At 67.1% G+C, this 21,776-nt stretch carries 22 protein-coding genes; 5 read left to right on the top strand and 17 right to left on the bottom strand.

The features are described 5' to 3' along the window. Positions 1 to 15 precede the first annotated feature (15 nt). The gene (locus tag ACSFBM_RS14810) at positions 16 to 1,464 is read right to left on the bottom strand and encodes an aminotransferase-like domain-containing protein (protein WP_435485013.1); all 1,449 of its coding nucleotides are present in this window, start codon (positions 1,462 to 1,464) and stop codon (positions 16 to 18) included. Between the two features lie 126 nt (positions 1,465 to 1,590). Between ACSFBM_RS14810 and ACSFBM_RS14805 the strand changes: the two genes are divergently transcribed. Next, entirely contained in the window at positions 1,591 to 2,793 is a 1,203-nt protein-coding gene (locus tag ACSFBM_RS14805) for a pyridoxal phosphate-dependent aminotransferase (protein WP_435485012.1), read from the top strand. A 211-nt stretch (positions 2,794 to 3,004) separates the two neighbouring features. Then, on the top strand, positions 3,005 to 3,874 hold the full coding sequence (locus ACSFBM_RS14800) for a PhzF family phenazine biosynthesis protein (protein ID WP_435485011.1): 870 nt from the start codon (positions 3,005 to 3,007) through the stop codon (positions 3,872 to 3,874). A gap of 98 nt (positions 3,875 to 3,972) precedes the next feature. Here the strand turns inward: ACSFBM_RS14800 and ACSFBM_RS14795 are convergent, their stop codons facing one another. Beyond that, positions 3,973 to 4,806 (bottom strand): hypothetical protein, encoded by an 834-nt coding sequence (locus ACSFBM_RS14795; RefSeq protein WP_435485010.1) that lies wholly within the window; start codon positions 4,804 to 4,806, stop codon positions 3,973 to 3,975. A gap of 39 nt (positions 4,807 to 4,845) precedes the next feature. On the opposite strand from ACSFBM_RS14795, the gene ACSFBM_RS14790 reads away from it, so the two are divergent. After that, a complete protein-coding gene (locus tag ACSFBM_RS14790; protein WP_435485009.1) occupies positions 4,846 to 5,283 on the top strand; it encodes a JAB domain-containing protein in 438 nt (145 codons plus the stop codon). A gap of 51 nt (positions 5,284 to 5,334) precedes the next feature. Here ACSFBM_RS14790 and ACSFBM_RS14785 read toward each other — a convergent pair whose 3' ends face one another. The 5 genes from ACSFBM_RS14785 to ACSFBM_RS14765 all read right to left on the bottom strand — a co-directional run bounded on the left by ACSFBM_RS14785 (position 5,335) and on the right by ACSFBM_RS14765 (position 10,076). Beyond that, positions 5,335 to 6,336 carry a Bug family tripartite tricarboxylate transporter substrate binding protein gene (locus ACSFBM_RS14785; RefSeq protein WP_435485008.1) on the bottom strand — a complete coding sequence of 334 codons (1,002 nt, stop codon included), beginning with the start codon at positions 6,334 to 6,336 and terminating at the stop codon, positions 5,335 to 5,337. A gap of 97 nt (positions 6,337 to 6,433) precedes the next feature. Continuing rightward, positions 6,434 to 7,408, bottom strand: coding sequence for a Bug family tripartite tricarboxylate transporter substrate binding protein (locus tag ACSFBM_RS14780; protein ID WP_435485264.1), 975 nt, complete (start codon positions 7,406 to 7,408; stop codon positions 6,434 to 6,436). A gap of 61 nt (positions 7,409 to 7,469) precedes the next feature. Continuing rightward, complete coding sequence (gene pcaF, locus ACSFBM_RS14775; protein ID WP_435485007.1) at positions 7,470 to 8,675, bottom strand: 3-oxoadipyl-CoA thiolase; 1,206 nt, start codon at positions 8,673 to 8,675, stop codon at positions 7,470 to 7,472. A gap of 31 nt (positions 8,676 to 8,706) precedes the next feature. Further along, positions 8,707 to 9,372, bottom strand: a complete 666-nt coding sequence (locus ACSFBM_RS14770) for a 3-oxoacid CoA-transferase subunit B (protein WP_435485006.1) — start codon at positions 9,370 to 9,372, stop codon at positions 8,707 to 8,709. A 2-nt stretch (positions 9,373 to 9,374) separates the two neighbouring features. Continuing rightward, positions 9,375 to 10,076: a 3-oxoacid CoA-transferase subunit A gene (locus ACSFBM_RS14765; RefSeq protein WP_435436941.1), complete on the bottom strand. Its 702-nt coding sequence runs from the start codon at positions 10,074 to 10,076 to the stop codon at positions 9,375 to 9,377. A 136-nt stretch (positions 10,077 to 10,212) separates the two neighbouring features. Here ACSFBM_RS14765 and ACSFBM_RS14760 point away from each other — a divergent pair, with 136 nt between their 5' ends. Then, positions 10,213 to 11,007 (top strand): IclR family transcriptional regulator domain-containing protein, encoded by a 795-nt coding sequence (locus ACSFBM_RS14760; protein ID WP_435485005.1) that lies wholly within the window; start codon positions 10,213 to 10,215, stop codon positions 11,005 to 11,007. Positions 11,008 to 11,016: 9 nt separating this feature from the next. On the opposite strand, the gene ACSFBM_RS14755 is transcribed toward ACSFBM_RS14760, so the two are convergent. Genes ACSFBM_RS14755 through ACSFBM_RS14720 form a run of 8 tightly spaced genes read right to left on the bottom strand, consistent with a single transcriptional unit; the run spans position 11,017 to position 18,494 of the window. Then, complete coding sequence (locus ACSFBM_RS14755) at positions 11,017 to 12,195, bottom strand: aminotransferase-like domain-containing protein (RefSeq protein ID WP_435485004.1); 1,179 nt, start codon at positions 12,193 to 12,195, stop codon at positions 11,017 to 11,019. A 1-nt stretch (position 12,196) separates the two neighbouring features. Further along, entirely contained in the window at positions 12,197 to 13,312 is a 1,116-nt protein-coding gene (locus ACSFBM_RS14750; RefSeq protein WP_435485003.1) for an ABC transporter substrate-binding protein, read from the bottom strand. A 46-nt stretch (positions 13,313 to 13,358) separates the two neighbouring features. Continuing rightward, complete coding sequence (locus ACSFBM_RS14745) at positions 13,359 to 14,243, bottom strand: ABC transporter permease (RefSeq protein WP_435485002.1); 885 nt, start codon at positions 14,241 to 14,243, stop codon at positions 13,359 to 13,361. A 26-nt stretch (positions 14,244 to 14,269) separates the two neighbouring features. Then, complete coding sequence (locus ACSFBM_RS14740; protein WP_435485001.1) at positions 14,270 to 15,040, bottom strand: ABC transporter ATP-binding protein; 771 nt, start codon at positions 15,038 to 15,040, stop codon at positions 14,270 to 14,272. Continuing rightward, positions 15,037 to 15,777, bottom strand: coding sequence for an alpha/beta fold hydrolase (locus ACSFBM_RS14735; protein WP_435485263.1), 741 nt, complete (start codon positions 15,775 to 15,777; stop codon positions 15,037 to 15,039). The genes ACSFBM_RS14740 and ACSFBM_RS14735 overlap by 4 nt, the downstream gene beginning before the upstream one ends. 41 nt (positions 15,778 to 15,818) lie before the next feature. Then, a complete protein-coding gene (locus tag ACSFBM_RS14730; protein WP_435485000.1) occupies positions 15,819 to 16,241 on the bottom strand; it encodes a VOC family protein in 423 nt (140 codons plus the stop codon). A gap of 14 nt (positions 16,242 to 16,255) precedes the next feature. Next, complete coding sequence (locus ACSFBM_RS14725; protein ID WP_435484999.1) at positions 16,256 to 17,890, bottom strand: FAD-dependent monooxygenase; 1,635 nt, start codon at positions 17,888 to 17,890, stop codon at positions 16,256 to 16,258. 37 nt (positions 17,891 to 17,927) lie between these two features. Then, positions 17,928 to 18,494: a GAF domain-containing protein gene (locus tag ACSFBM_RS14720; RefSeq protein WP_435484998.1), complete on the bottom strand. Its 567-nt coding sequence runs from the start codon at positions 18,492 to 18,494 to the stop codon at positions 17,928 to 17,930. A gap of 70 nt (positions 18,495 to 18,564) precedes the next feature. On the opposite strand from ACSFBM_RS14720, the gene ACSFBM_RS14715 reads away from it, so the two are divergent. After that, complete coding sequence (locus tag ACSFBM_RS14715) at positions 18,565 to 19,569, top strand: LysR substrate-binding domain-containing protein (protein WP_435484997.1); 1,005 nt, start codon at positions 18,565 to 18,567, stop codon at positions 19,567 to 19,569. Positions 19,570 to 19,594: 25 nt separating this feature from the next. Here ACSFBM_RS14715 and ACSFBM_RS14710 read toward each other — a convergent pair whose 3' ends face one another. After that, complete coding sequence (locus ACSFBM_RS14710; RefSeq protein ID WP_435484996.1) at positions 19,595 to 20,626, bottom strand: Bug family tripartite tricarboxylate transporter substrate binding protein; 1,032 nt, start codon at positions 20,624 to 20,626, stop codon at positions 19,595 to 19,597. A 131-nt stretch (positions 20,627 to 20,757) separates the two neighbouring features. Then, positions 20,758 to 21,765 (bottom strand): branched-chain amino acid ABC transporter permease, encoded by a 1,008-nt coding sequence (locus tag ACSFBM_RS14705; protein WP_435484995.1) that lies wholly within the window; start codon positions 21,763 to 21,765, stop codon positions 20,758 to 20,760. Between the last annotated feature and the right edge of the window lie 11 nt (positions 21,766 to 21,776).

Below are 21,776 nucleotides of genomic sequence, written 5' to 3'. Positions count from 1 at the left end.
CTGGATCACGGCCGCCTATGACGCCAGCTGTGCGCGCGCCAGTCGACCCAGGCGACGCACGCCGGCATCCATGCGATCGTTCCATGCGTGTCCGGCGCTCAGGCGCAGGCAGTTGCGGTAGCGGCGGCTTGCCGAGAACACATCGCCTGGCGCAAAGCAGATGCCCTGTTCGAGCGCTTCCTCGAACAACGCGCGCGAGTCGAAATGCTTGGGCAGCTCGAGCCAGAGCATGAAGCCGCCGGTGGGACGGCTCACCTTCGTTTCAGCGGGAAAGCTGGCTTCGATGGCCCGGACCATCCGCGTCAGGTTCTCCTCGAGCACACGCCGAACCCGGCGCAGATGCACGTCGTAGGCGTTGCCTTCGAGGAACTGCGCAATCGCCATTTGAGGCAACACCGGGCTGCTCAGGCTGAATGCCAGCTTGCGCTCCATCACACGCTGTGCGTAGGCGCCGGGGGCGATCCAGCCGACCCGGTATCCGGGCGCAAGGCTCTTCGAGAAGGAGCTGCAGTAGATGATCTTGTTCTCGCCCCGGTCCAGCGCCATGAAGGGCTTGGGGCGCTCGCGGCCGAAGTGGATGTCGCCATACACGTCGTCTTCGATCAGGGGTACGGCGTGCTTCGCAAGAACCGCGAGGAGCGAGCGCTTGTCGCTCTCGGCCATCACGTATCCCAGGGGGTTGCTGAAGCCGGACGAGAGCACGCAGGCCGCTATCGGCTCTTTGTCGAGCAGGCGTGCCAGCGCAGCCACGTCGACGCCGCGCACCGGGTCGGTCGCAAGCTCCAGTGCCTTCAGTCCAAGGACCTCCAGCGTGTGCAGCAGCCCGAAGTAAGTGGGGGACTCGACGGCGATCGTGTCGCCGGGCTTGGCTACCGCGCCCAGCGCCAGCGTGAGGGCTTCCGTGCAACCGCCGGTGATGAGGATGTCGTCGGGCGACAAGGCGTGGCCCGTCTGCATCGACCGCTTTGCGATCTCGCGGCGTAGGGCCGCTTCGCCTCGCGGCGGACTGTAGACGTTGTGACGCGCGCCGTGTTGACGCGCCACGCGTGCGAGCGTCAGATCGAGCCGCTTCGATTGCAGCACGCCCGCATCGGGCACGGCACACCCCAGCGGGACGAGCGACAGGTTCGACGCGTGCTCCAGCAGCACGGCAACGGCGCCGCTGATCGACACGGTCGATGCCCTGGTGCGTGCGCGGGAGGTGGAAGGCAGCGCAAACGTCTTTTGGTGAGCACTCGATACATAGAAGCCCGACTGCGGCCTGGCCACGAGGATGCCGCGATCCTCGAGCATGCGGTAGGCCTGCAGCGCTGTCGCAATGCTGATCTGGTGCTGCTCGCTGACGGTACGCACGGACGGCACGCGCATGCCCGGGGACAACGCGCCTTTGTCGATCATGCCGACGATGAGGTCGGCCAGCTGTTCGTATCGGTAGGGTGCGTGCGCTTCCATGATGGCGCTCATTTTCTGCCATGCGGGTGCACTTCGACAAGCCAACTGTACCGGTCGAAAAAGAGAAAAACTGTGGCTGTTGCGGTCTGCATCTGCTCGCTACGATTCCTCCGCACCCGACCACAGATTCGAAGCCGAATGATGAAAACCACCCCAGAAAGTCTTGTCCAGCGCAGAGACCGCGACGTTCGCGAGGCGGCCTCGCCGCCATGGCGCGGAAGGTTTCCGTACAACGAGATCATTTCGCTTCTCGATGTGAACCGGCCGTTCAATCTGGCGGAAAGCACCTCGCAAGACCTGACCCTCGGCGAGCTTCTGGCGCTTCCGGGTCTGGAGAACATCCGCGACCTGAAGCTCGGCTACGGCACCTCTGCCGGCTCGCTCGCCCTGCGGCAGGCGATTGCGGATGCCTGCAAGGTCCCGGCGGAATACGTCCTCACCACGCAGGGGACGGCACTCGGTCTTTTCCTTCTTGCTTTCGAGGTTTGCCGTGCGGGCGATGAAGCGGTGCTGGCGACGCCGTGCTTCCCGCTGAGCCGTGACAGCCTCCTGGGCGCTGGCGTGACCGTGCGGGAGGTCAAGCTCTCGTTCGAGAATGGCTACACCCTGGATCTCGCGCAGATCGAGGCATGCCTCACGTCGAAGACGAAGCTGGTGAGCATCGCTTCACCCCAGAACCCCAGCGGTGTGCGGATGTCGCACGCCGATATCGAGCAACTCCTCGAACTGATGGGCAGGCTGTCGCCCGACGCACTGCTCTTTGTCGACGAGACCTACCGCGAGGCCTCCTACGGGGACAACCAGATGGTCGAGAGCTTTGCAGGACTCGATCCGCGCATCGTCACCGGCGCGTCTGTCTCCAAGGCACTGGGTGCACCGGGGCTGCGAACCGGTTGGCTCACAGTGCCTGACGCGGACCTCCGCTCGAGGCTCACGGTTGCGAAGATGAACACCGTGCTCTCCGGCTCGGTGCTCGATGAGGCGCTTGCCGCCGCATTGCTGCGCAACAGGGCGGTGGTGCTCGAGCCTCGTCGGCGCCTGCTTGCGAATGCCCTGGACGTGTTGTTGGACTGGTGCCAGGCCGAACAGGGCCGCATCGAGTGGATCCGACCCGATGCCGGTGCGTTGTGCTGCCTGCGGCTGCGCGCCGATGTGTTCGACGATGCGGCCGTCTCTCGCTTCTGGGATCTGTTGCCGGCCCACGACCTGCAGCTTGCGTCGGGGAAATGGTTTGGCGAGGCCGACCGGGTGTTCCGGCTCGGCTTCGGGTACCTGCCCCACGCAAGGCTGAAGCCTGCCTTGGCTGCGCTTTCTTCGAGTCTGGATGCAGCCTCTCGCTGACGAGCAAGCGCGGATTCGAGGAAGCCTTTTCCCTGTTCAGTTGGAGTCGACGCATGAGAGTACGTATCGCATACATCGAAGAGCCGCCCTTTTACTGGACGGGCTCGAATGGCGTTCCAACCGGCCAGATCTCGAGCTCGCCGATGTGGAGCGTCCGCACAGGAGGCTCAACCTTAGGCTCGGCCCTGAACATGAACGTTGAAAGTAAGAAATGAAAAGAACATACAAGGTGGTCGATGTATTCACCTCCCAGCCTTTCATGGGCAATCCTGTCGCGGTGATCCTCGACGCCGAGGGGCTCGACACCCATCAGATGCAAGCCATTGCCGGGTGGACCAATCTCTCCGAGACGACCTTCGTGCTGCCCCCGACATCGCCGGAGGCTGACTACCGCCTGCGGATATTCACGCCCCGCAGCGAGCTCCCGTTCGCTGGCCATCCCACGCTCGGCAGCGCATACGCGCTCCTGGAAGCCGGACGCGTGACACCGCGTGACAACGGTAGCCTGGTCCAGGAGTGCGACATGGGGCTGGTCGCGTTGACCGTCACGGACAAGGGCGGAGATCGTCGCTTGAGCTTTGAGCTTCCGCCGGCAGCGATCACCACCTTGGGGAAAGCGGATCTGAACGAACTGGAGGCCATTCTCGGAAGCGCGCTGAAGGTCGAGCCTGGTGTCGTGAACGTAGGACCGGTCTGGATCATTGCGCAGCTCGAGGATGCAAACGCAGTGATCGGTCTGCGTCCGGATCTTGCGAAGCTGGCGGAACTGGAGCGTCGTCTGGGCGTCACCGGCGTCACGGTATTCGGCCCGCACCCGTCCGGCGATGCCGCGATCGAAGTGCGCACCTTCGCACCGTCTTCCGGCGTGGACGAAGACCCTGTCTGCGGAAGCGGCAACGGCAGCGTGGCCGCGTTCCTCTGGGCGCGTGGCCTGTTGCCTTCCAGCGGCAAGGACTACCTCGCCACGCAGGGGCGCTGCGTGGGTCGCAATGGCCGCATCGCGGTGAACATCGATTCGAAGGGCGGCATTCGCGTCGGTGGTTCCTGCGTCACGTGCGTGGATGGCTCGATGCTGAGCTAGCAACAGGCCCGCGACCGATTTCATCTTGGTGACAAACCGACGGACGCCTCGGTGACGATTGGCCCGCTCGATGCGAAGGCGGTGCTTGCGGCGCGTCGCTAGACGTCTGCGGCGCGTTGCCGCCGGATCTGCCGCTTCTGCCGACCATCGGGCGCCTTGTAGTCGGGCGGCAGCCGGCGTCGAAGCGACTTGATCGCGGTCGCCCGCGCCGCGTCGACAGCCGCATCCGCCACGTCGAGCGTTTGCACCCATGCGAGGGACTCGGCCGCGGGCGCGCCACGCACGGCCCAGAGGCACATGCTTTGAAGGATCGGCTCGGATGCTGCGCCGAACGCCTTGACCACAACCTGCAGAAGATCGTCCATGACGGCCTTCTCGACCTTCACGCCATCGTCCAGGCTCAGCAGCAGGTTCAACGCCGCCAGCGCCTTCCATTCGGCATGCGTGGCGTCTGTCGATTGCCACTGCGCCGAGCCGCAAAAGCCGATCAAGGTCTCGACGCTTTCGACGGTCTTCACCTCTTCCAGGACACCGATCGCAAAGGTCGCAAGCGCGGGGTCGGCCAGCAGCGGCCGCAGTGCGGGAACACCACCGCGCCCGAAGGCGGCGCAAGCCCGTGCCCATCGCGCGAAGGGCACGACGCGCGTGCCGTCTTCGAGGAGGCCGTCGCTCAGCCAGCCGTGCTGCGCGCAGAGACGTTCGATTTCATCCGCGCCTTCGGCACCGTGGACGGAGGCGAAGCGGATCATGTCCTCGACATTCATGGCGCCGCCATAGGCCGAGGGTGCCGGGCCTTTCGATGCCTTGCGGGCGAGTGCGTTCAGGTTCATCTTTTCATTGTCATGGTGTGTAGCGCCTTTCAGCGCTTCGGGCCCTTCCCTGATATCGGTCTGGTGGCGCAGCCGGGTGGCGTGGATGACAATCTTGGGCACCAATCAATACGCGGACACCGCACGACGGAGGAACTGACGATGGCTTATTTGAAAGAACTCAAGGTCACGTTCACGCGCAAGCGCGTCGACGACGACCTGCTGAACAAACCCGTGGACAGCCCCGAGCAGGTATTCGCGCTGTTCAAGGACATGCAGGACGAGACCAAGGAAAAGGTCGTCGTGTTGCACCTGAACCCTCAGCTGGAGGTTCTTTCCTATGAAGTTGCGGCGATCGGAACGGGCACGGCGGCGCTGCTTGCCCCCGTGGAGCTCTATCGAAATGCGATGCTGGCACGGGCCAGTTCATTGATCGTGGTGCACAACCATCCGTCGGGGCATTGCACCCCTTCGGAAAACGATGTGAAAACCGCAGCGAAACTGCATGAACTGGGCGTCATTCATGAGATGCCTCTGCAGGACTTCATCATCATCGGGGACGGCGCTTACAACAGCTTTCGGCAGGACGGGCGCTTCTGAGCTGTACCGAAGCCCCCGCCCGGCTGGCGTGACGAGCGAGGTCGATGCCAATCAATCCAACGACACGTTCGCCTTGCGAATCACATCCGTGAACCGCGTCGTCTCGCTCGCCACGAACTGATCGAACTGCGGCCGCGTCGTCGGGAACGGCTCATAGCCGAAGCTCTTGAACTTCTCCAGCACGTCGGGTTCGGCCAGTCCCTTCTCGATGTCGCGCTTGATCTTGTCGGTGACCGAGGCGGGCAGCCCCTTCGGCACCGCGATCGCGTTCCACCCGATCACCTCGAAGCCCTTCGGACCGCCCGACTCCGACACCGTCGGCACGTCGGGGAAAGCCGCCACGCGTTGCGGTGCGGCCGCGGCCAGAAAGCGCAGCTTGTTCGCACGCTGCAGCGGCCCGGCCGTGGCGCTGGAGCCCAGCGCAAAGGCCAGCTCGCCCGTGGCCACCGACGTGTACAGCTGCGTGGTCTCCTTGTAGATCACGTGCTCCATCTGTGTGCCGGTGGCCGACTCGAAGAGTTCGGAGCCCAGGTGCACTGGATTGCCGACCGACCAGGAGCCGTAGTCGAGCTTGCCGGGGTTGGCCTTGGCGTCGGCGATCAGGTCGCCCACGGTCTTGTACTTGCTGTTGGTCGCGACGGTGAAGAAGAAGTAGGTCTTGAACAGCGGCAGCAGCGCGTCGAAGTCCTTGGCCGTGTCGTACGGCAGCTTCTTGAACAGCGCCGGATACGCAGCCAGGTGCACGTTGTCGAGCACGATGATGTCGTGGCCGTCCTTGGCGCCGCGCTTGAAGGCGTCGATGGCGATGAAGCCGTTGCCGCCCGGGCGGTTCTCCACCACCACCGGCTGGCCCCAGGCGCGAGAGAGCTTGTCGGCCACCAGCCGTGCCACGCCGTCGGGGCCGCCGCCCACGGGGAACGGCGTGATGATGCGCACGGGCTTGGTCGGAAAGGCCTGTTGCTGCGCCGATGCAGTGGCGGGCACCAGCGCGGCGGTGGCGAGCGCGAGCGCGGCCAGGCCGACGCCGCGGCGCGTTGTGTTCGTCTTCTTCATCCTCTGATCCTCTTCTTTCGGTTCTCTTGGTTTGAAATTTTCCTGGCCGCGTTTCTTCGATTCGTTGTCGCGGCTTCTTCCTTTTCGGCTGTCGCGGCTACTCCACCACCGCGCCAGAACTCTTCACGATCGCTGCCCACTTCCCGCTCTCCCGGGCAATGAGCGCTGCATATTCAGCCGGCCCGCCCAGCAACGGCACGGCCCCTTCCACGTCCAGCCGCGACTGGAATTCCTTCTCCCCCGCCACCTTCAGCATCTGCGCCGCCAGCTCGTTGACGAACGCGGCGGGCGTGCCGCGCGGCGCGAGGATTCCGTAGGTCAGCGTGCTCTCGAAATCCGCGAGCGCGCTCAGGCCCGACTCCATCACGGTCGGCACGTCGGGCAACGACGGCAGCCGCCTGGCGCTGGTGACGGCAATGGCGCGCAACCGCCCGCCCTTCACCAAGGCCAGCGCAGGCGGAATCACGCTGAACATCATGTGCACCTGCCCGCCCGCGAGGTCGGTCAACGCGGGGTTGGTGCCCTTGTAGGGAATGTGGGTCAGCCTGGTACCCGTGCGCTCGGCGAAGAACTCGCCGCTCAGGTGGCCGCCGGTGCCGCTCCCGCTCGATGCGTAGTCGACGGCGCCGGGGCGCGCCTTGGCCTCGTTCACCAGGTCGGCGAGGGTGCGGATCTTCGAGCTGGCGGGCACCACCAGCACCAGGGCCGAAGAGGCGAACATGGCCACGGGCGCCAGGTCCTTGCGGGGGTCGAACTTCAGGCCCTTGTAGAGCGCGGGGTTGATCGACACGGTGCCGGTGTGGCCCAACAGCAAGGTGCTGCCGTCGGCGGCGCTGCGCACCACTTCGCCGGTGCCCAGGTTGCCGCCGGCACCGGGCTTGTTGTCGACCACGACGGCCTGCTTGCGCAGCTCGCCCAGGCCCTTGGCCATCTGGCGCGCGAACACGTCGTTGCCGCCGCCGGGGGCGAAGGGAACGACGATGCGGATGGGTTTGGTGGTGTCGCCCTGCGGCCCCTGCGGCACCTGGGAGAAGGCCGGCAGGGCTGCTGCGGACAGCAGGCCCAGCAGCATCTCGCGCCGGGTGGTTGAAGGAGCAACGACTCGGCGCGAGGGGTACGTCATGACTCGGCGGTCAGACGCGTTCCAGGATCAGCGCAATGCCCTGCCCCACGCCGATGCACATGGTGCACAGCGCATAGCGGCCGCCGCTCTTGTGCAGCTGGTTCACCGCGGTGGTGGCCAGGCGTGCGCCGCTGGCGCCCAGCGGGTGGCCCAGCGCAATGGCGCCGCCGTTGATGTTCACTCGCGCGTCGTCGTCCTTCAGGCCGAGCAGGCGCAGCACTGCGAGGCCTTGGGCTGCGAAGGCTTCGTTCAGCTCGATGACGTCGATCTGGTCGATGGTCAGGCCGGTGAGCGCCAGCACCTTCTGCGTGGCCGGCGCGGGGCCGATGCCCATCACGCGCGGCGCGACGCCGGCCGTTGCCATGCCGACCACGCGGGCGCGCGGCGTGAGGCCATGCTTGGCGGCGCTGGCTTCGTCGGCCAGCAGCAGCGCGCAGGCGCCGTCGTTCACGCCGCTGGCATTGCCTGCGGTCACGGTGCCGTCGGGGCGCACGATGGGCTTGAGCTTGGCCAGCGCCTCCATGGTGGTGTCACGCGGATGCTCGTCCTTGTTGACGATGAGGGCGTCGCCCTTCTTCTGGGGCACGGACACGGGCACGATCTCGGCGTCGAAGAAGCCCGACTTCTGCGAGGCCACGGCGCGCAGTTGCGAGTTCAGCGCCATCAGGTCTTGCGCCTCGCGCTCGATCTTGTAGTCGGTGGCCACGTTCTCGGCCGTCTCGGGCATGGAGTCGACGCCGTACTGCGCCTTCATGAGCTTGTTGACGAAGCGCCAGCCGATGGTGGTGTCGTACACGGCGTTGTTGCGGCTGAAGGCGCTCTCGGCCTTGGGCATGACGAAGGGCGCGCGGCTCATGCTTTCCACGCCGCCGGCGATCATGAGGCCGGCTTCACCGGCGCGAATGGCGCGCGCTGCGGTGCCCACGGCGTCCAGGCCCGAGCCGCACAGGCGGTTGATGGTGGCGCCGCCGAGTTCGAGCGGCAGGCCGGCCAGCAGCGCGGACATGCGCGCGACGTTGCGGTTGTCTTCGCCGGCCTGGTTGGCGCAGCCGTAGAGCACGTCGCCCACGGCCTGCCAGTCGACGTTCTTGTTGCGTTCCATCAGCGCGCGCAGGGGCACGGCGCCCAGGTCGTCGGTGCGCACGCTGCTGAGCGAGCCGCCGTAGCGGCCGAAGGGGGTGCGAACGGCGTCGCAGATGAAGGCTTGGTTGGTCATGGTGTGTGTCTCTTGGAAGTCTTGGATGGAATCAGGCGGCGGCGATCGGCAAACCGACCAGCTTCTCGAGCTCTTCGCGGCTCAGGCCGTCGACCAGGTCGACGAGCTTCAGGCCCTGCGGCGTGCATTCGATGGTGGCGAGGTCGGAGTACACGCGCTTGACGCAGCCGATGCCGGTCAGCGGGTAGCTGCATTCCTTGACCAGCTTGCTCACGCCCTGCTTGGTCAGCAAGTCCATCATCACCCAGGTCTGCTTGGCGCCGATGGCGAGGTCCATGGCGCCGCCGACGGCGGGAATGGCGTCTTTCTCGCCGGTGTGCCAGTTGGCGAGGTCGCCGGTGGCCGACACCTGGAACGCGCCGAGCACGCAGATGTCGAGGTGGCCGCCGCGCATCATCGCGAAGCTGTCGGCATGGTGAAAGAACGAGCCGCCCGGCAGCAGCGTGACGGGCTGCTTGCCGGCGTTGATGAGGTCGTAGTCTTCTTCGCCGGCCTCGGGCGCGGGGCCCATGCCGAGGATGCCGTTCTCGCTCTGCAGGATGACCTCGCGGCCCTGGGGCAGGTGGTTGGCCACCAGCGTGGGCTGGCCGATGCCGAGGTTGACGACGGCGCCGTCGAAGATGTCCTGCGCCACGCGGGCGGCCAGTTGGTCCTTGGTGCGACGGGTGTAAGTGGTGGTCGGGGTCGGGGTCGTCATGGTCATGCTGCCTTCTTGAAACCGCCGGCTTGCGTCGCCACGCGTTCGATGCGCACCACCTGGTGCACGAAGATGCCCGGGGTCACGATGGTCTCGGGGTCGAGGGTGCCGAGCTCGGCAATGTCGTGCACGGTGGCCACGGTTTTCTTCGAGGCCATGGCCATCACGGGGCCGAAGTTGCGCGCGGCCTTGCGGTAGACCAGGTTGCCCCAACGGTCGCCGCGCTCGGCCTTGATGAGCGCCACGTCGCCATGAATGGGGTACTCCAGCACGTACTGCTTGCCGTCGATCTCGCGGGTCTCGCGGTTGCCGGCCAGTTGGGTGCCGTAGCCGGTGGGGCAGAAGAAGGCGCCAATGCCTGCGCCCGCGGCGCGAATGCGCTCGGCCAGGTTGCCCTGGGGCACGAGTTCGAGCTCGAGCTTGCCGCTGCGGTAGAGGCCGTCGAACACCTGGCTGTCGGCCTGGCGCGGAAAGCTGCAGATGATCTTGCGCACGCGGCCCGCCTTCAGCAGCGCCGCGAGGCCGGTCTCGCCATTGCCCGCGTTGTTGTTGACGACGGTGAGGTCGCGGGCGCCCTGCTCGACGAGGCCGTCGATGAGTTCGTTGGGAATGCCGGCGGTGCCGAAGCCGCCGATGAGAACCGTGGCGCCGTCCTGGATGCCTGCCAGGGCATCCGCGACCGAGCGCGCGATCTTGTTGATCATGAAGCTTGTCTCCGGGTGAGAGGAAAGAAGAAGAAACCCAACCGTGGTCCGCGAACTGCCAGATTCTGCGAACCCTCGATTTGTTCGTCTAAAGAACATTTGTTCGTATAATGAATTCTAGAGACGATCGCACACCATGGCAACCCACCCCACACAAACCAATACACCTGACACACCCGCCCCCGGCGACAGCTACGTGCAGTCGTTCGCGCGCGGCCTGCAGGTGATTCGTTCGTTCAGCGCCAATGCGCCGCGCCAGACGCTCAGCGAGGTGGCGGCCGGCAGCGGGCTGACCCGGGCGGGCGCGCGCCGCATCCTGCTGACCTTGCAGACGCTGGGCTATGTGGTGACCGACGGCAAGCTGTTCACGCTCACGCCGCGCATCCTCGACCTGGGGTTCGCGTACCTGTCGTCCATGCCGATCTGGAACCGCGCCGAGCCGGTGATGGAAGCGCTGGTGCAGCAGGTGCAGGAGTCGTGCTCGGCCGCCGTGCTGGATGCGACCGACATCGTGTACGTGCTGCGCGTGCCCACGCAGAAGATCATGCGCATGAGCCTGGGCGTGGGCTCGCGCCTGCCGGCCTACTGCACGTCGCTGGGCCGCTTGCTGCTGGCCGACCTGGACGACGACGAGGTGCGCGCGCGGCTGGAGGCCTCGAACATCGAGGCCATGACCAAGCACACGGTGACCGACGTCGACGCGCTCATGGCCAAGGTGGCGCAGGCGCGCAGGCAGCAGTGGTGCCTGGTGAACCAGGAGCTGGAAGAAGGCCTGATCTCGGTGGCCGCGCCCATCGTCAACCGGCAGGGCCGCATGGTGGCCGCGCTGAACATCAGCGGGCAGGCCAACCGCACCAGCGCGAAGGTGATGCAGGAGACGATGCTGCCTGCGCTGATCGATGCGGCCAGGCAGGTATCGCAGCTGCTCTGAGGCCGCGAGCTATCGGGGCGTGGCGGCCTGCTCGCGCACCGACTCGGCGAGTGCGGCGACGGCGGTGTCGATCTGCTCGACGCCGGCCGTCACGAACGACAGCCGCAGCGTGCGCGGGTCGCCCTCCCCCGCATAGAACGGCGTGCCGGGCACAAAGGCCACGTTGCGCGCGACGGCATGCGGCAGCAACCGCACCGCGTCCATGCCCTGCGGCAGCCGCAGCCACATGAACATGCCGCCCGCCGGCTTGTTGAACTCCACGCCCAGCCCCTGCATCTCGCGCACAAGCGCGGCGTGCATCGCATCGCGCTGCTGGCGGTACAGCGCGCGGATGGTCGGCACGTGGCGGTCGAGAAAGCCGTCCTTCATCACCTCGAACACCAGCCGCTGGTTGAAGCCCGGCGTGTGCAGGTCGGCCGCCTGCTTGGCCTGCAGCAGCTTGGGAAAGATGGCCTTCGGCGCAACCATGAAGCCCAGCCGCAGCCCCGGCGACAGCACCTTGGAAAACGACCCCAGGTAGATGCAGCCCTCGGGGTTGCGCGCCGCGAGCGGCGGTGCGGGGGCCTCGTCGAACCACAGGTCGCCGTACGGGTTGTCTTCGACGATGGGCAGGCCAGCGCGCGCCGCCACGGCCGAGACCGCAGCGCGACGCTCCTCGGTCATCGTGCGGCCGGTGGGGTTCTGGAAGTTGGGCAGCAGGTAGACGAAGCGCGCCCCCGCGGCTTTGACCGCGAGGTCGTCAACGCGCACGCCCAGCTCGTCGCTGGCCACGCTCACCACCTCGGGCTCCATGGGCGCAAAGGCCTGCAGCGCGCCGAGGTAGGTGGGCGTTTCCACCAGCACCTTGCTGCCCGGATCGATCAGCACCTTGGCCAGCAGGTCGAGCCCCTGCTGCGAGCCGGTGGTGACGAGCACCTGCGCCGGGTCCACCTGCCAAGGCAGCATGGCCGCGATGGCCTCGCGCAACGGCGCGTAGCCCTCGCTGGCGGCGTACTGCAGCGCGCCCTGTGCGTCCTCGGCCAGCACCCTGGCGCAGGCCTGCGCAAAGGCGTCGACCGGAAAGGTCTTCGGCGACGGCAGGCCGCCCGCCAGGCTCACGATGCCGGGTTTCTCGGTGACCTTCAGGATCTCGCGGATCACCGAGGGGTTCATCTTTGCCGCGCGCGCGGCCAGGGTCCAGTTCGTCATGTCAGAGCTTGAATTCCTTCGCCTGCCTGATCACGGCGGCCTTGTCGAAGTCGTTCACCTCGTCGATGAGGTCGTTGGTGAACACGGTGTTGACGTCGCCGATCTCGGCGGCGAGCCTGGGGTTCTTGCTGGTCTCTGCGGCGGTGTCGACGTTCGACTTCCACTCGGCCACGCTCGACGCGCCGATGCGCTTGTCGGCGTCGTCGGCGCGGCGCATCCAGTTCTCCTTGCGGTCCTTCAAGATGAACTGCAGCTCCTTGCGCGCCTCGTCTTCCGTCTTGCTCCTAGGCTTGCTCTCGGGGTACAGCGCCCAGTGGATGTTGATCGCCTGGTCGAGGTTGGTGTGCGCGAAAAGCGTCGATTTCGCGATGCCGCGGAACAGGCCGACAAGGCTCTTGCGGTCTTCCTTTAGCGTCTTCTTGCGCACGCAGATCCAGCCCGAGCCGACCTCGGCGTACCTGGGCGGCAACGGCACGTAGCGCACAGGCACGCCCACCATCTCGATGCGCGCCGCGCCGGTGTCGTAGGTGACGATGGCGTCCACACGGTCCTGCGTCAGCGCCTGGCCCGCGGGGCCGCCGTCGCCCACGGCGATGTACTGGTTGGTCGAATCGTCCAGCCCCAGCTCCAGCAATATCGTCCTCGTGACGACGATGCCCGGGTCACCCTGGCTGCGCACGCCGATGCGCTTGCCCCTCAGGTCGGCCGCCGTCTGGATGGGGCTGCCGGGCCTCACGATGATCACGTTGGCATTGCGCGGCAGCCATTTGTAGGCCGCCACCAGCCCCAGGTTCGGGTCTTTCGCGGCGGCCGGAAGGAAAATGCCGGGCGCCACGGGCCCGAAGGCCACCTGCTCGGTCATGAGCGCCTGCATGGCCTGCGCGATGCTGCTCATGTTGACGTACTCGACGTCGACGCCCTCCGACTGGTAATAGCCCAACTTCGGGTGCCGCCCCGCGGTGATGAAGGCCTGCTGCGCGTCGTTGACGCCAGCCGAGTTGGCCACCTTGAGGACCTTGGGCGACTGCGCCAGCGCCAGGCCGGGCGCCGCGCCCATTGCCGCACCCACCGCGCCGAACGCACCGAGCGTCATGTTGAACCTGCGTCTATCGAGCATGAAACATCTCCTGAAGAGTGAATGACCTGGCTGTTCGAGCGGCCGGCTACGCGTTGACGGTGCGCTTGTGCGTCTCGACCGGCATCCAGTGCAGCACCCGCCGCTGCACCACGCGCAGCAGGCTGGTGAGCGCAATGCCGATGACCGACAGCACGATGAACACCGAGAAGCTGCCGCCCGTGTCCATCTGAGCGTCCATCTGCAGGATGAGCACGCCCAGCCCGGCCTGCGCACCGACGAACTCGCCCACGATGGCGCCCACCACCGCGAAGGCCGCGGCCATGTCCAGCCCCGCGAAGATGTACGGCAGCGCGCTCGGGAACTTGGCCTTGCGAAAAATCTGCCACGACGTGGCCGAGAGCGAACGCAGCAGGTCGATGCGGTCGGGGTCGATAGCCTTGAAGCCCGCGATGCTGGTGACCAGCACCGGAAAGAAGGTCAGCATGCACACGATGGCCACCTTGGAGCTGATGCCGAAGCCAAGCCACATGACGATGATGGGCGCCACCGCCACCTTGGGCAGGCTCTGGAAGGCGGCCACGTAGGGCTGCAGCACGGCCTCCACCCGCTCCATCTGCGAGATGGCCACGCCCAGCGCCAGCCCGATGGCGCTGCCGATGAAAAAGCCCAGCAGGATTTCAGCGAGCGTGATGGCGGTGTGGAACCACAGCCCGTCCTTCGCCATGACGCCGGTCGCCAGGCCGCGCCACAGCGCCACCATCACGTCGCTGAACGGCGGAATCAGGAACTTCGGCACGTTGAAGAAGCGTGTACCGCCTTCCCACACGGCGAGCAGGACCACCAGCAGCACGAGCGAGGCGGTCTTGTTCGACTGCAGCGCGCGCTTCAGCTTCGCGGGCGGCTGTGGCGTGCGCGGCGCAATCGCGGGTTCCATGGCCGCAGAGGCGTGGGGGACGGGTGTGCTGGACATGCAAGCCTCCTGGCGTGGTGAAACGGTCAGTCGAAGGAACCGGTGTGGTCGAAGATGCCGCGGATCTCGTGCGCCACCTTGGCGAAGGCCGGCGTGCCCATGGCGTCCATGGTGCGAGGCCGAGGCACGTCGACACGGATCACGCGCTCCAGCGAGCCGGGCCGCGCAGTCATGACGAAGACCACGTCGCCGAGGAAGATGGCTTCTGGAATCGAGTGCGTGATGAGAATCACGGTCTTGCCGCTCTCCTGCCAGATGCGCTGCAGTTCCAGGTTCATCTGCTCGCGCGTCATGGCGTCGAGCGCGCCGAAGGGCTCGTCCATCAGCAGGATCTTGGGGTCGTGCAGCAGGGCCCGCGCGATGGAGGCGCGCTGCTGCATGCCGCCGCTCAACTGCCGCGGCAGCTTGTGCTCGAAGCCGTCGAGCCGCACCATGTGCAGCAGCTGCATGGCGCGTTCGCGCGCGGCCTTCATGTCCAGCCCCAGCACCTCGGCGGGCAGCATCACGTTCTCGAGGATGGTGCGCCAGGGCAGCAGGATGGCGCTCTGGAACACCACGCCCACGTCGTTGCGCGTGCCGCGAATCGGCTGGCCGTCCATGGTGACGCAGCCCTGCGAATAGTCGAGCAGCCCGGCCACGATGCGCAGCAGCGTGCTCTTGCCGCAGCCGCTGGGCCCCACCACCGACACAAAGCTGCCCTTGGCGATGGTGCAGTTGATGTCCTTCAGCGCCAGCACGCCGCCCGTGCCCGGCGCGCCGAAGGTCTTGGAAAGGCCGCGAATCTCGATGTGGCTCATGACATGTCCTCGATGAAGCGGGTCAGGGCCTGCGCCACCTCGGCCGGTGCCTGCAGGCAGGTGGCATGGCCGACGCCGGGCAACAGCTGCCGGCGGGCGTTTGCTATCCACAGACCCATGTCGAAGGTGAGATGTGCGGGCACCACGCGGTCGCTGTCGCCGGCCAGCAGCAGCGTGGGCGCGGCGATGTCGGCCAAGCGGATGTCGGCGCCGGATGTCACGGCCTGCGCGCGGCGCACCGAGCGCTCGGACGAGGGCTGCACCTGGCCGAAGAAATCGAGCAGCGCGGGCTTCCGCGCGAGGTAGCTGTCGGGGAAGAACATCGCGGCCAGCTGGTGCGAGGTGTGCGGCAGGCCGGCGCGCAGCGCGGCGATGGCCCGGCTGCCTTCGGGGTTCAGTTCGGCCAGCGAATGCGGCAGCGCCCAGGTGCTGCCAAGCACCAGCCTGTCGACCACGTCTCCGTGCGACGCGGCCAGCACCTGCGCGATGCGGCCGCCGAACGAGCTGCCGAACACGTTCACGCGGGGCAGGCCCAGCGAGCGCACCAGCGTCTTCGCGTCCAGTGCCAGTTGCGCCAGCGTGGCGGGCCGCGCGGGGGCTTCGGTGTCGCCGCAATCGCGCTGGTCGTAGGCGATGACGGTGAAGCGTTGCGCCAGCAGCGGCGTGATGGCATCGAACATGTGACGACTCGCCTCTGCGCCATGAATGAGGAGCAGAGGCGGCCCATCGCCGCTCATCGTGTAAGCGGTTTTCGCATCGCCGGTGAATGCGTGTGCGGTCATGGCTTGTGGCCTGCCCGGCTTTGCTGCTGCAGTTGTTGTTCTTCTTCGAGGAAGAAGGTGAGCTCCACCCTCAGTCCCTTCGGGTCGCGCACGAAGACCTGGTGCAGCGGCCAGCCGGGCACGGGCGCCTCTTCGTAGGCGATGCCGTGCGCGCGGAAGTGGGCGCGTGTCTCCTCCAGCCCCTGCGCGCGAAACGAGATGTGGTCCAGCGGCCCGGTGCCGCCCTTGGCCGGTTCGTCGAGGAAGGCAGCGAGGTGGACGATCGGCTGCCCGTGGCTATAAAGCCAGTTCCCGGGAAAGGGAATGACGGGCCGCGGCCCGTCGGTCAGGCCGATGTGCGCCGTGTAGAACGCGAGCAGCATGCCGAGTTCGTCGGGCGTGCAGCCCAGCGTGTAGTGATGGAGCGCGATGACGGGCATGGTGTATTCCCCTTTCAGCCGATGAGCGTCTCTAGCGCCGAAGCCAATTCGGCAACCGGGTCTGCAGGCAGCCATGGCATGCGCCAGGCGACGTGGCCGTCGGGCCGCACCAGCACCGCGCCGCGCAGGCCGATGAGCAGGCCGTGCTTCTCGGGGTCTTCCTCGAACTGGCGGGTCTCGATCTGCAGGTCCTTGCGGGCCGAGACCTCCTTGGCGGCCCCCAGCCAGGCCTCGCCCTTCAGGCCGACCACCAGCACGAAGTTCTTGTCGAACCAGTCGAGCGTGGAGTTCTTGCGCGCGAGGTCGAGCCAGATGTGTGGAAAGCGCCCGCCCGGCCGGTCGCTGGGCTCGTAGGAGCGCGTGCGCATCGCGGGCTTGGCGGTGCCGTCGGCGATGAGCGCGCCTTCGTCGTAGCTGAACCCGAGGCTCTGGCCCACGCTGTGCACGTGGTTCTCGGTGTCCTTGATCCAGAAGTTGATCTCGTCGATGTTGCCGCGACGAAAGGCATCGTCGGTCTTCAGGAAGCGCTGGGTGTTGCCGTAGCTGAAGTCGGCGTTCGACTCGGCCACGGGGCGGCGCTCCTGGTCGTAGCTGTCGAGCAGGCGGTCGCCGGCGCGCCCCTTGAGCACGAAGTCGAGCTTCCACGCGAGGTTGTGCGCGTCCTGGATGCCGGAGTTCATGCCGTAGCCGCCGCTGGGCGGGAAGCGGTGCGCGGCGTCGCCGACCAGGAACACGCGGCGCTTGCGAAAGCCCGTGGCCACCTGCCGGCTCAGCCGCCAGATGGAGCGGTTGATGACTTGCACGTCGAGGTTGGGCAGACCGGTGTGAATGCGCGCGAGGCGCACCACTTCTTCGTCGGTGCGCTCGCCGGGCCGCTCGTCCTTGTCGGCGCCGATCCTGATCAGGCTGAGCCAACGGTCGCGGCCGTTGGTGTTGAGCACCGACGCCATGGGCACGTCAGGGTCCTTGGGCACCACGCGGAAGGCGGCCGTGTTGGCGGCGCCGCGAATGCCCGAGAGGTCGGCCTTCCAATACTCGTTGGCCATCACGGCCATGGTGGAGGGGCCGCGCATTTCCAGGCCGCTGACGCGGCGCACGCTGCTGCCCGCGCCGTCGGCGGCGATGAGGTAGCTGGCGTCCCACGTGGCGGTCTCTCCGGTCTTGAGGTCGCGCACGGTGACCTTCACACCACCCGGGGTGTCGGTGTAGTCGACGAACTCGGTCGAATACAGGATGTGGCCGCGGCCCGCTTCCCGGGCATGCTTGAGCAGCTCTTCTTCCACCGCGTCCTGCGAGAGGATGCACTTCCAGGCGGGCGACAGGCCGATGTTCACCTCGGGCAGCGTGCGGCCGTATTCGTGGCCCGCCATCGACTCGACGAAGGCGAACATGTCGGAGTTGTCGGGCAGGCCGCGTGCGCGCATCCGGTCCTCGATGCCCCACTGGCGAAAGATCTCCATGGTGCGGCTCCAGCAGCCGCGCGCCTTCGGATGGTCGGTGGTGGACGAGGCCCGCTCGACCATCACGAAGTCGATGCCGAACCTGTTCATGAGGATCGCCATCGAGAGGCCGACCGGACCGCCTCCGACGATGAAGACGGCGGTTCGCTTCGGGGATGCGGCGGGCTGCGAATTCTGCGTGGCTGTCATGGGGAGGCCTTTGAGAAGGAGGAAGTGAGAGTCGGTGTCAGCTGCCAGCTTGCGCCGTGCCCAGCGAATAGTGAAGGCCGGGCGCGGGCACGATCCAGCGCGCCGCCAGCAGTGCAAGCAAGCGCACGGCCAGCACCTCGTGCGGCTGCCAGCGGCCGCGCACGCCGAACACGTTGAAGGTTGCGATGCAGGTGTTGCCGCGAAGAATCGGCACGTTGATGACGGCGTTCAGGCCCAGCGGCGCCATGCGGCTGTAGTCGTCGAACACCTCGGCCAGCACATGGCTGCCTTCGGCGACGAAGACCTGGCCGCGGGCGAACAGGGTTTCGGTCCAGGGCGTGAGGGTCTTGCGCTTGCGCCCGGCCACCGGAAACTCGCTGTCGTTGGACGAATAGAAGCGCTGCAGCTGCACCTCGTCGGCCGGGTCGCTCGCGGTGGTCACGTTCAGGTTGATGCTGAAGGTGACGGGGCCGACCATCAGGCGCAGGAAGGCGTCGATCTGGCGCATGGCGCTGTCGACATCCTTGGCTTGCGCAGCGGCGTCGAACAGGTTCGAGCAGAGGGCTGTGGCCAGCGGGCTGGTGGCTTCGGGTGGCGTGAACATGAAGGGCAGTCTAGGATCGGCCCATTCACCAATTCGCGCTCTTTTTTGATAACGCTATAACCAGGCGCTTATGGCCCAGAGCCCCATCCTCCCCACATCCCCCGCTCCCCACGACCGCGCCGAGCAGTTGCGCCATACCCTGGTGTCACGCCTGAAGCTGCGCCATCTGGCCCTGCTGCAGAGCGTGCACAAGCACCGCACGCTCAGCCGCGTGGCGCTGGAAATGCGGCTGAGCCAGCCGGCCATCACCAAGGCGCTGAAGGAGGTGGAAGAGATCTTCATGGCGCCGCTGTTCGAGCGCACCAGCCGCGGCCTGAACCCGACGCCAGCGGGCGAGGCGGTGCTGCACTACGCGCTGATCTCGCTGGCGGACATGGCGTCGACCGCCAAGGTGCTGACCGCCATCGACACCGGGCTGACGGGGCGCGTGCGCATCGGCGTCACGCCGCACGTGCCCGAGGCCTTGCTGAACGCCACCTTCACCCACCTGCTGGGGCAGACGCCGCGCGTGGCTGTAATGGCCAAGGAAGGCACCACCGACGAGCTGGTGGCGCTGATGGGCGCGCGCGAGCTCGACTGCGTGATCGGGCGCTCGTTCCATGGCGGCATCGACATCGACATCACGCAGGAGGCGATCTACCAGCAGGTGCCCTGCCTGCTGGTGCCGGTGAAGAGCCGGGCGCGCCTGTCGAAGGGGCCGCTGGACTGGCGGCGGCTGGCGGCGCTCGACTGGATCATGCCGCCGCCGAACACGCCGATGCGGCGCACCTTCAACGCGATCTTCCTGGGGGCGGGCGTGCAGCCGCCCTCGCCCATCGTCGAGACGTGGTCGCTGCGCAGCATCGACACGGTGCTGCGGCGCGAACCCAACGCGGTGACGATCCTGGCGCGTGACGTGGCGGCAGAACTGGCGGCGGGCGGCGCTTGCGCGGCGCTGCCCTACGAGCTGTCGTGGAACCTGCCGCCGATCAGCTTCTTCGTGTCGCAGAGCATCGCGCAGCAGCCCACCGTGCGGGCGCTGGCCACGGCGATACGGAATGCGGCGCTGGGGCTGGGGGCTTCCGCAAGGAGCTGACCTGCGCCCTGCATCGGCCCGCCGCTCAGCTGTCCGAGTGAATGCCCTTCATGATGATCACACCGCCCAGGCGCGTGGTGTCGGCGCGCATGCGCTTGGCCAGGGTGTCGGGCGAACCGGGCTGCGCCTGCCAGCCGGTCTTGAGCAGGGCCTGGCTCACGTCGGGCGAGCTGATCACCTCGACCAGCGCCGCGTTGAGCCTGGTGACGGCTGCGGGCTTCATGCCGGCGGGCGCGGCCAGCGCGGTCCAGATCTCGAGGTCGGCGCCGCGCACGTCGGCGTCGCGGATGGTGGGCAGCTCCTGCGCCAGCGCGCTGCGCTCGGGCGATGTCACGCCGATGGCTTTCACCTTGCCCGACTTGATGTGCGGCAGGGCCAGGCCCGGCGGCAGCAGTGCCAGCTGGATCTCGTTGGCCAGCAGGCCGGCGATGACCTGCGGGTTGCCCGTGTACGGCTTGTGCTGCGCCGTGATGGCGGCGCGGCTCTTGATGAGCTCCATGCCCAGGTGGCCCACGGTGCCCACGCCCGGCGTGCCGTACCTGGCGCCGCTGCCGAGGTTGCGCACCCACAGCAACTGGTCTGCCGCGGTCTTGCCTTCGGCGCTGCCCGACACCACCAGCACCAGCGGCGCGGTGCCGATGAGGCCGACGGGGGCGAAGTCTTTCTCGGGGTCGAACGGCAGCGACGGGTTGAGCAGCCTGGCAATGGTGAGGTTGCCGTTGATCAGCGCACCGATGGTGTGGTCGTCGGTGGCCTTGGCCACCAGGTCGGCCACGGTGTTGCCGCTGGCGCCGGGCTTGTTCTCGACCACCACCGGCTGGCGCAGCAGCTTCGACAGCGGCTCGGCCACGGCGCGGGCCGCGAGGTCGGGCGACGCGCCCGCAGGAAAGCCCACGAGGATGCGCACGGGCTTGGTCGGCCAGGCGATGTCGCCGGTGGACGCGGCGGAGGAAGAAGCTGAGGAAGAGGCGCGCTGCGCCCACGAGGCCTTCGCAAGCAGCGATGCGGCAACGGCTGCCGCGCCGCCTTCGAGCAGGCGGCGTTTGGTGATCGTCAAGGTGACTCCAGAGAGTGAAAGACCGGCGAATGCGGGTGCGTTTGCTGACAGTGAGCTGACCGCTGAACTTACAAGACGTTACGGGATCGTGCGGCGTCGCGCAAGTCAGACGGAAGCGTTCAGCTGGGCTTTCACCTCGGGCCGGGATGCAGCAGCAACTTGCGCTGCGTGGGGAACAGCGACCAGCCCCAGCGCTGTTGCGCGTAGCCCCACAGGCCCTGCTTGAAGAACAGCGTCACCCCGATCGCGAGCAGACCCAGACCCAGCAGGTACCAGGTGCCGTAGTCGCTCAGGAACTTGTTGAGCGCCCAGAAGATGAGCGCGCCCACCAGCGGCCCTTCGATGCGGCCGATGCCTCCGATGACCACCATGAAGATGGCGAAGGCCGTCCAGTTGACGCTGAAGGCCGCGTCGGGGCTGATGCGCAGGTTGCCCACGAAGTACAGCGCGCCCGCCAGGCCCGCGCCGAAGGCCGCGACCACGTACACCGCCAGCTTCATGCGCGCGACCGGAATGCCCTGCGATTCGGCTGCCACCTCGTTGTCGCGAATGGCCAGCAGCGCCAGCCCGCGCTTGCTGCGCAGGAACAGGTACACCAGCGCGATGGCCGCGACCACGCAGGCCAGCGCCATCCAGTAGGTGGTGCTTTCGCGCGTGGCCTTCTCGATGCCGCGCAGCGCGGTGAGGGTGGTGCCCGAGCCGCCGCCCACCGCCGACACGTTGGCGAAGCTCAGGCGGAACACCTCGGCAATCACCCAGGTGCCGATGGCGAAGTACCCGCCCGACAGCCGGAAGGCGACGAAGGACACAGGTATTGCAACGAGCCCCGCCGCCAGCGCGCCCAGCGGAATCGCCACGAAGGGGTTGAGGCCCGCGAAGTTGCCGAGCATCAGCATCACGTAGCCGCCGAAGCCGAAGAAGGCCTGCTGCCCGATGCTGACCATGCCGCCGTAGCCGGCGAGCAGGTTCCACATCATCGCGAAGATGAAGTAGCAGGCGATCTCGACGAACTCGCGCATCCAGCTCGACTCGCCCCAGAACGGCAGGCTGGCCGCGACGAGCACGAGGGCGATGCCGGCGACAAGCGCGGCGCGGCTCGCGGCGGTGGCGCGTGCTACGGCGATGAGGGGCGGGGGCATGTTCGTCATCC

The organism is Variovorax pasteuri (assembly GCF_051216435.1).
Classification (GTDB): domain Bacteria; phylum Pseudomonadota; class Gammaproteobacteria; order Burkholderiales; family Burkholderiaceae_C; genus Variovorax.
Note: the sequence above shows the minus strand (reverse complement) of the source record. Positions and strands in the feature narration are given on the sequence as shown.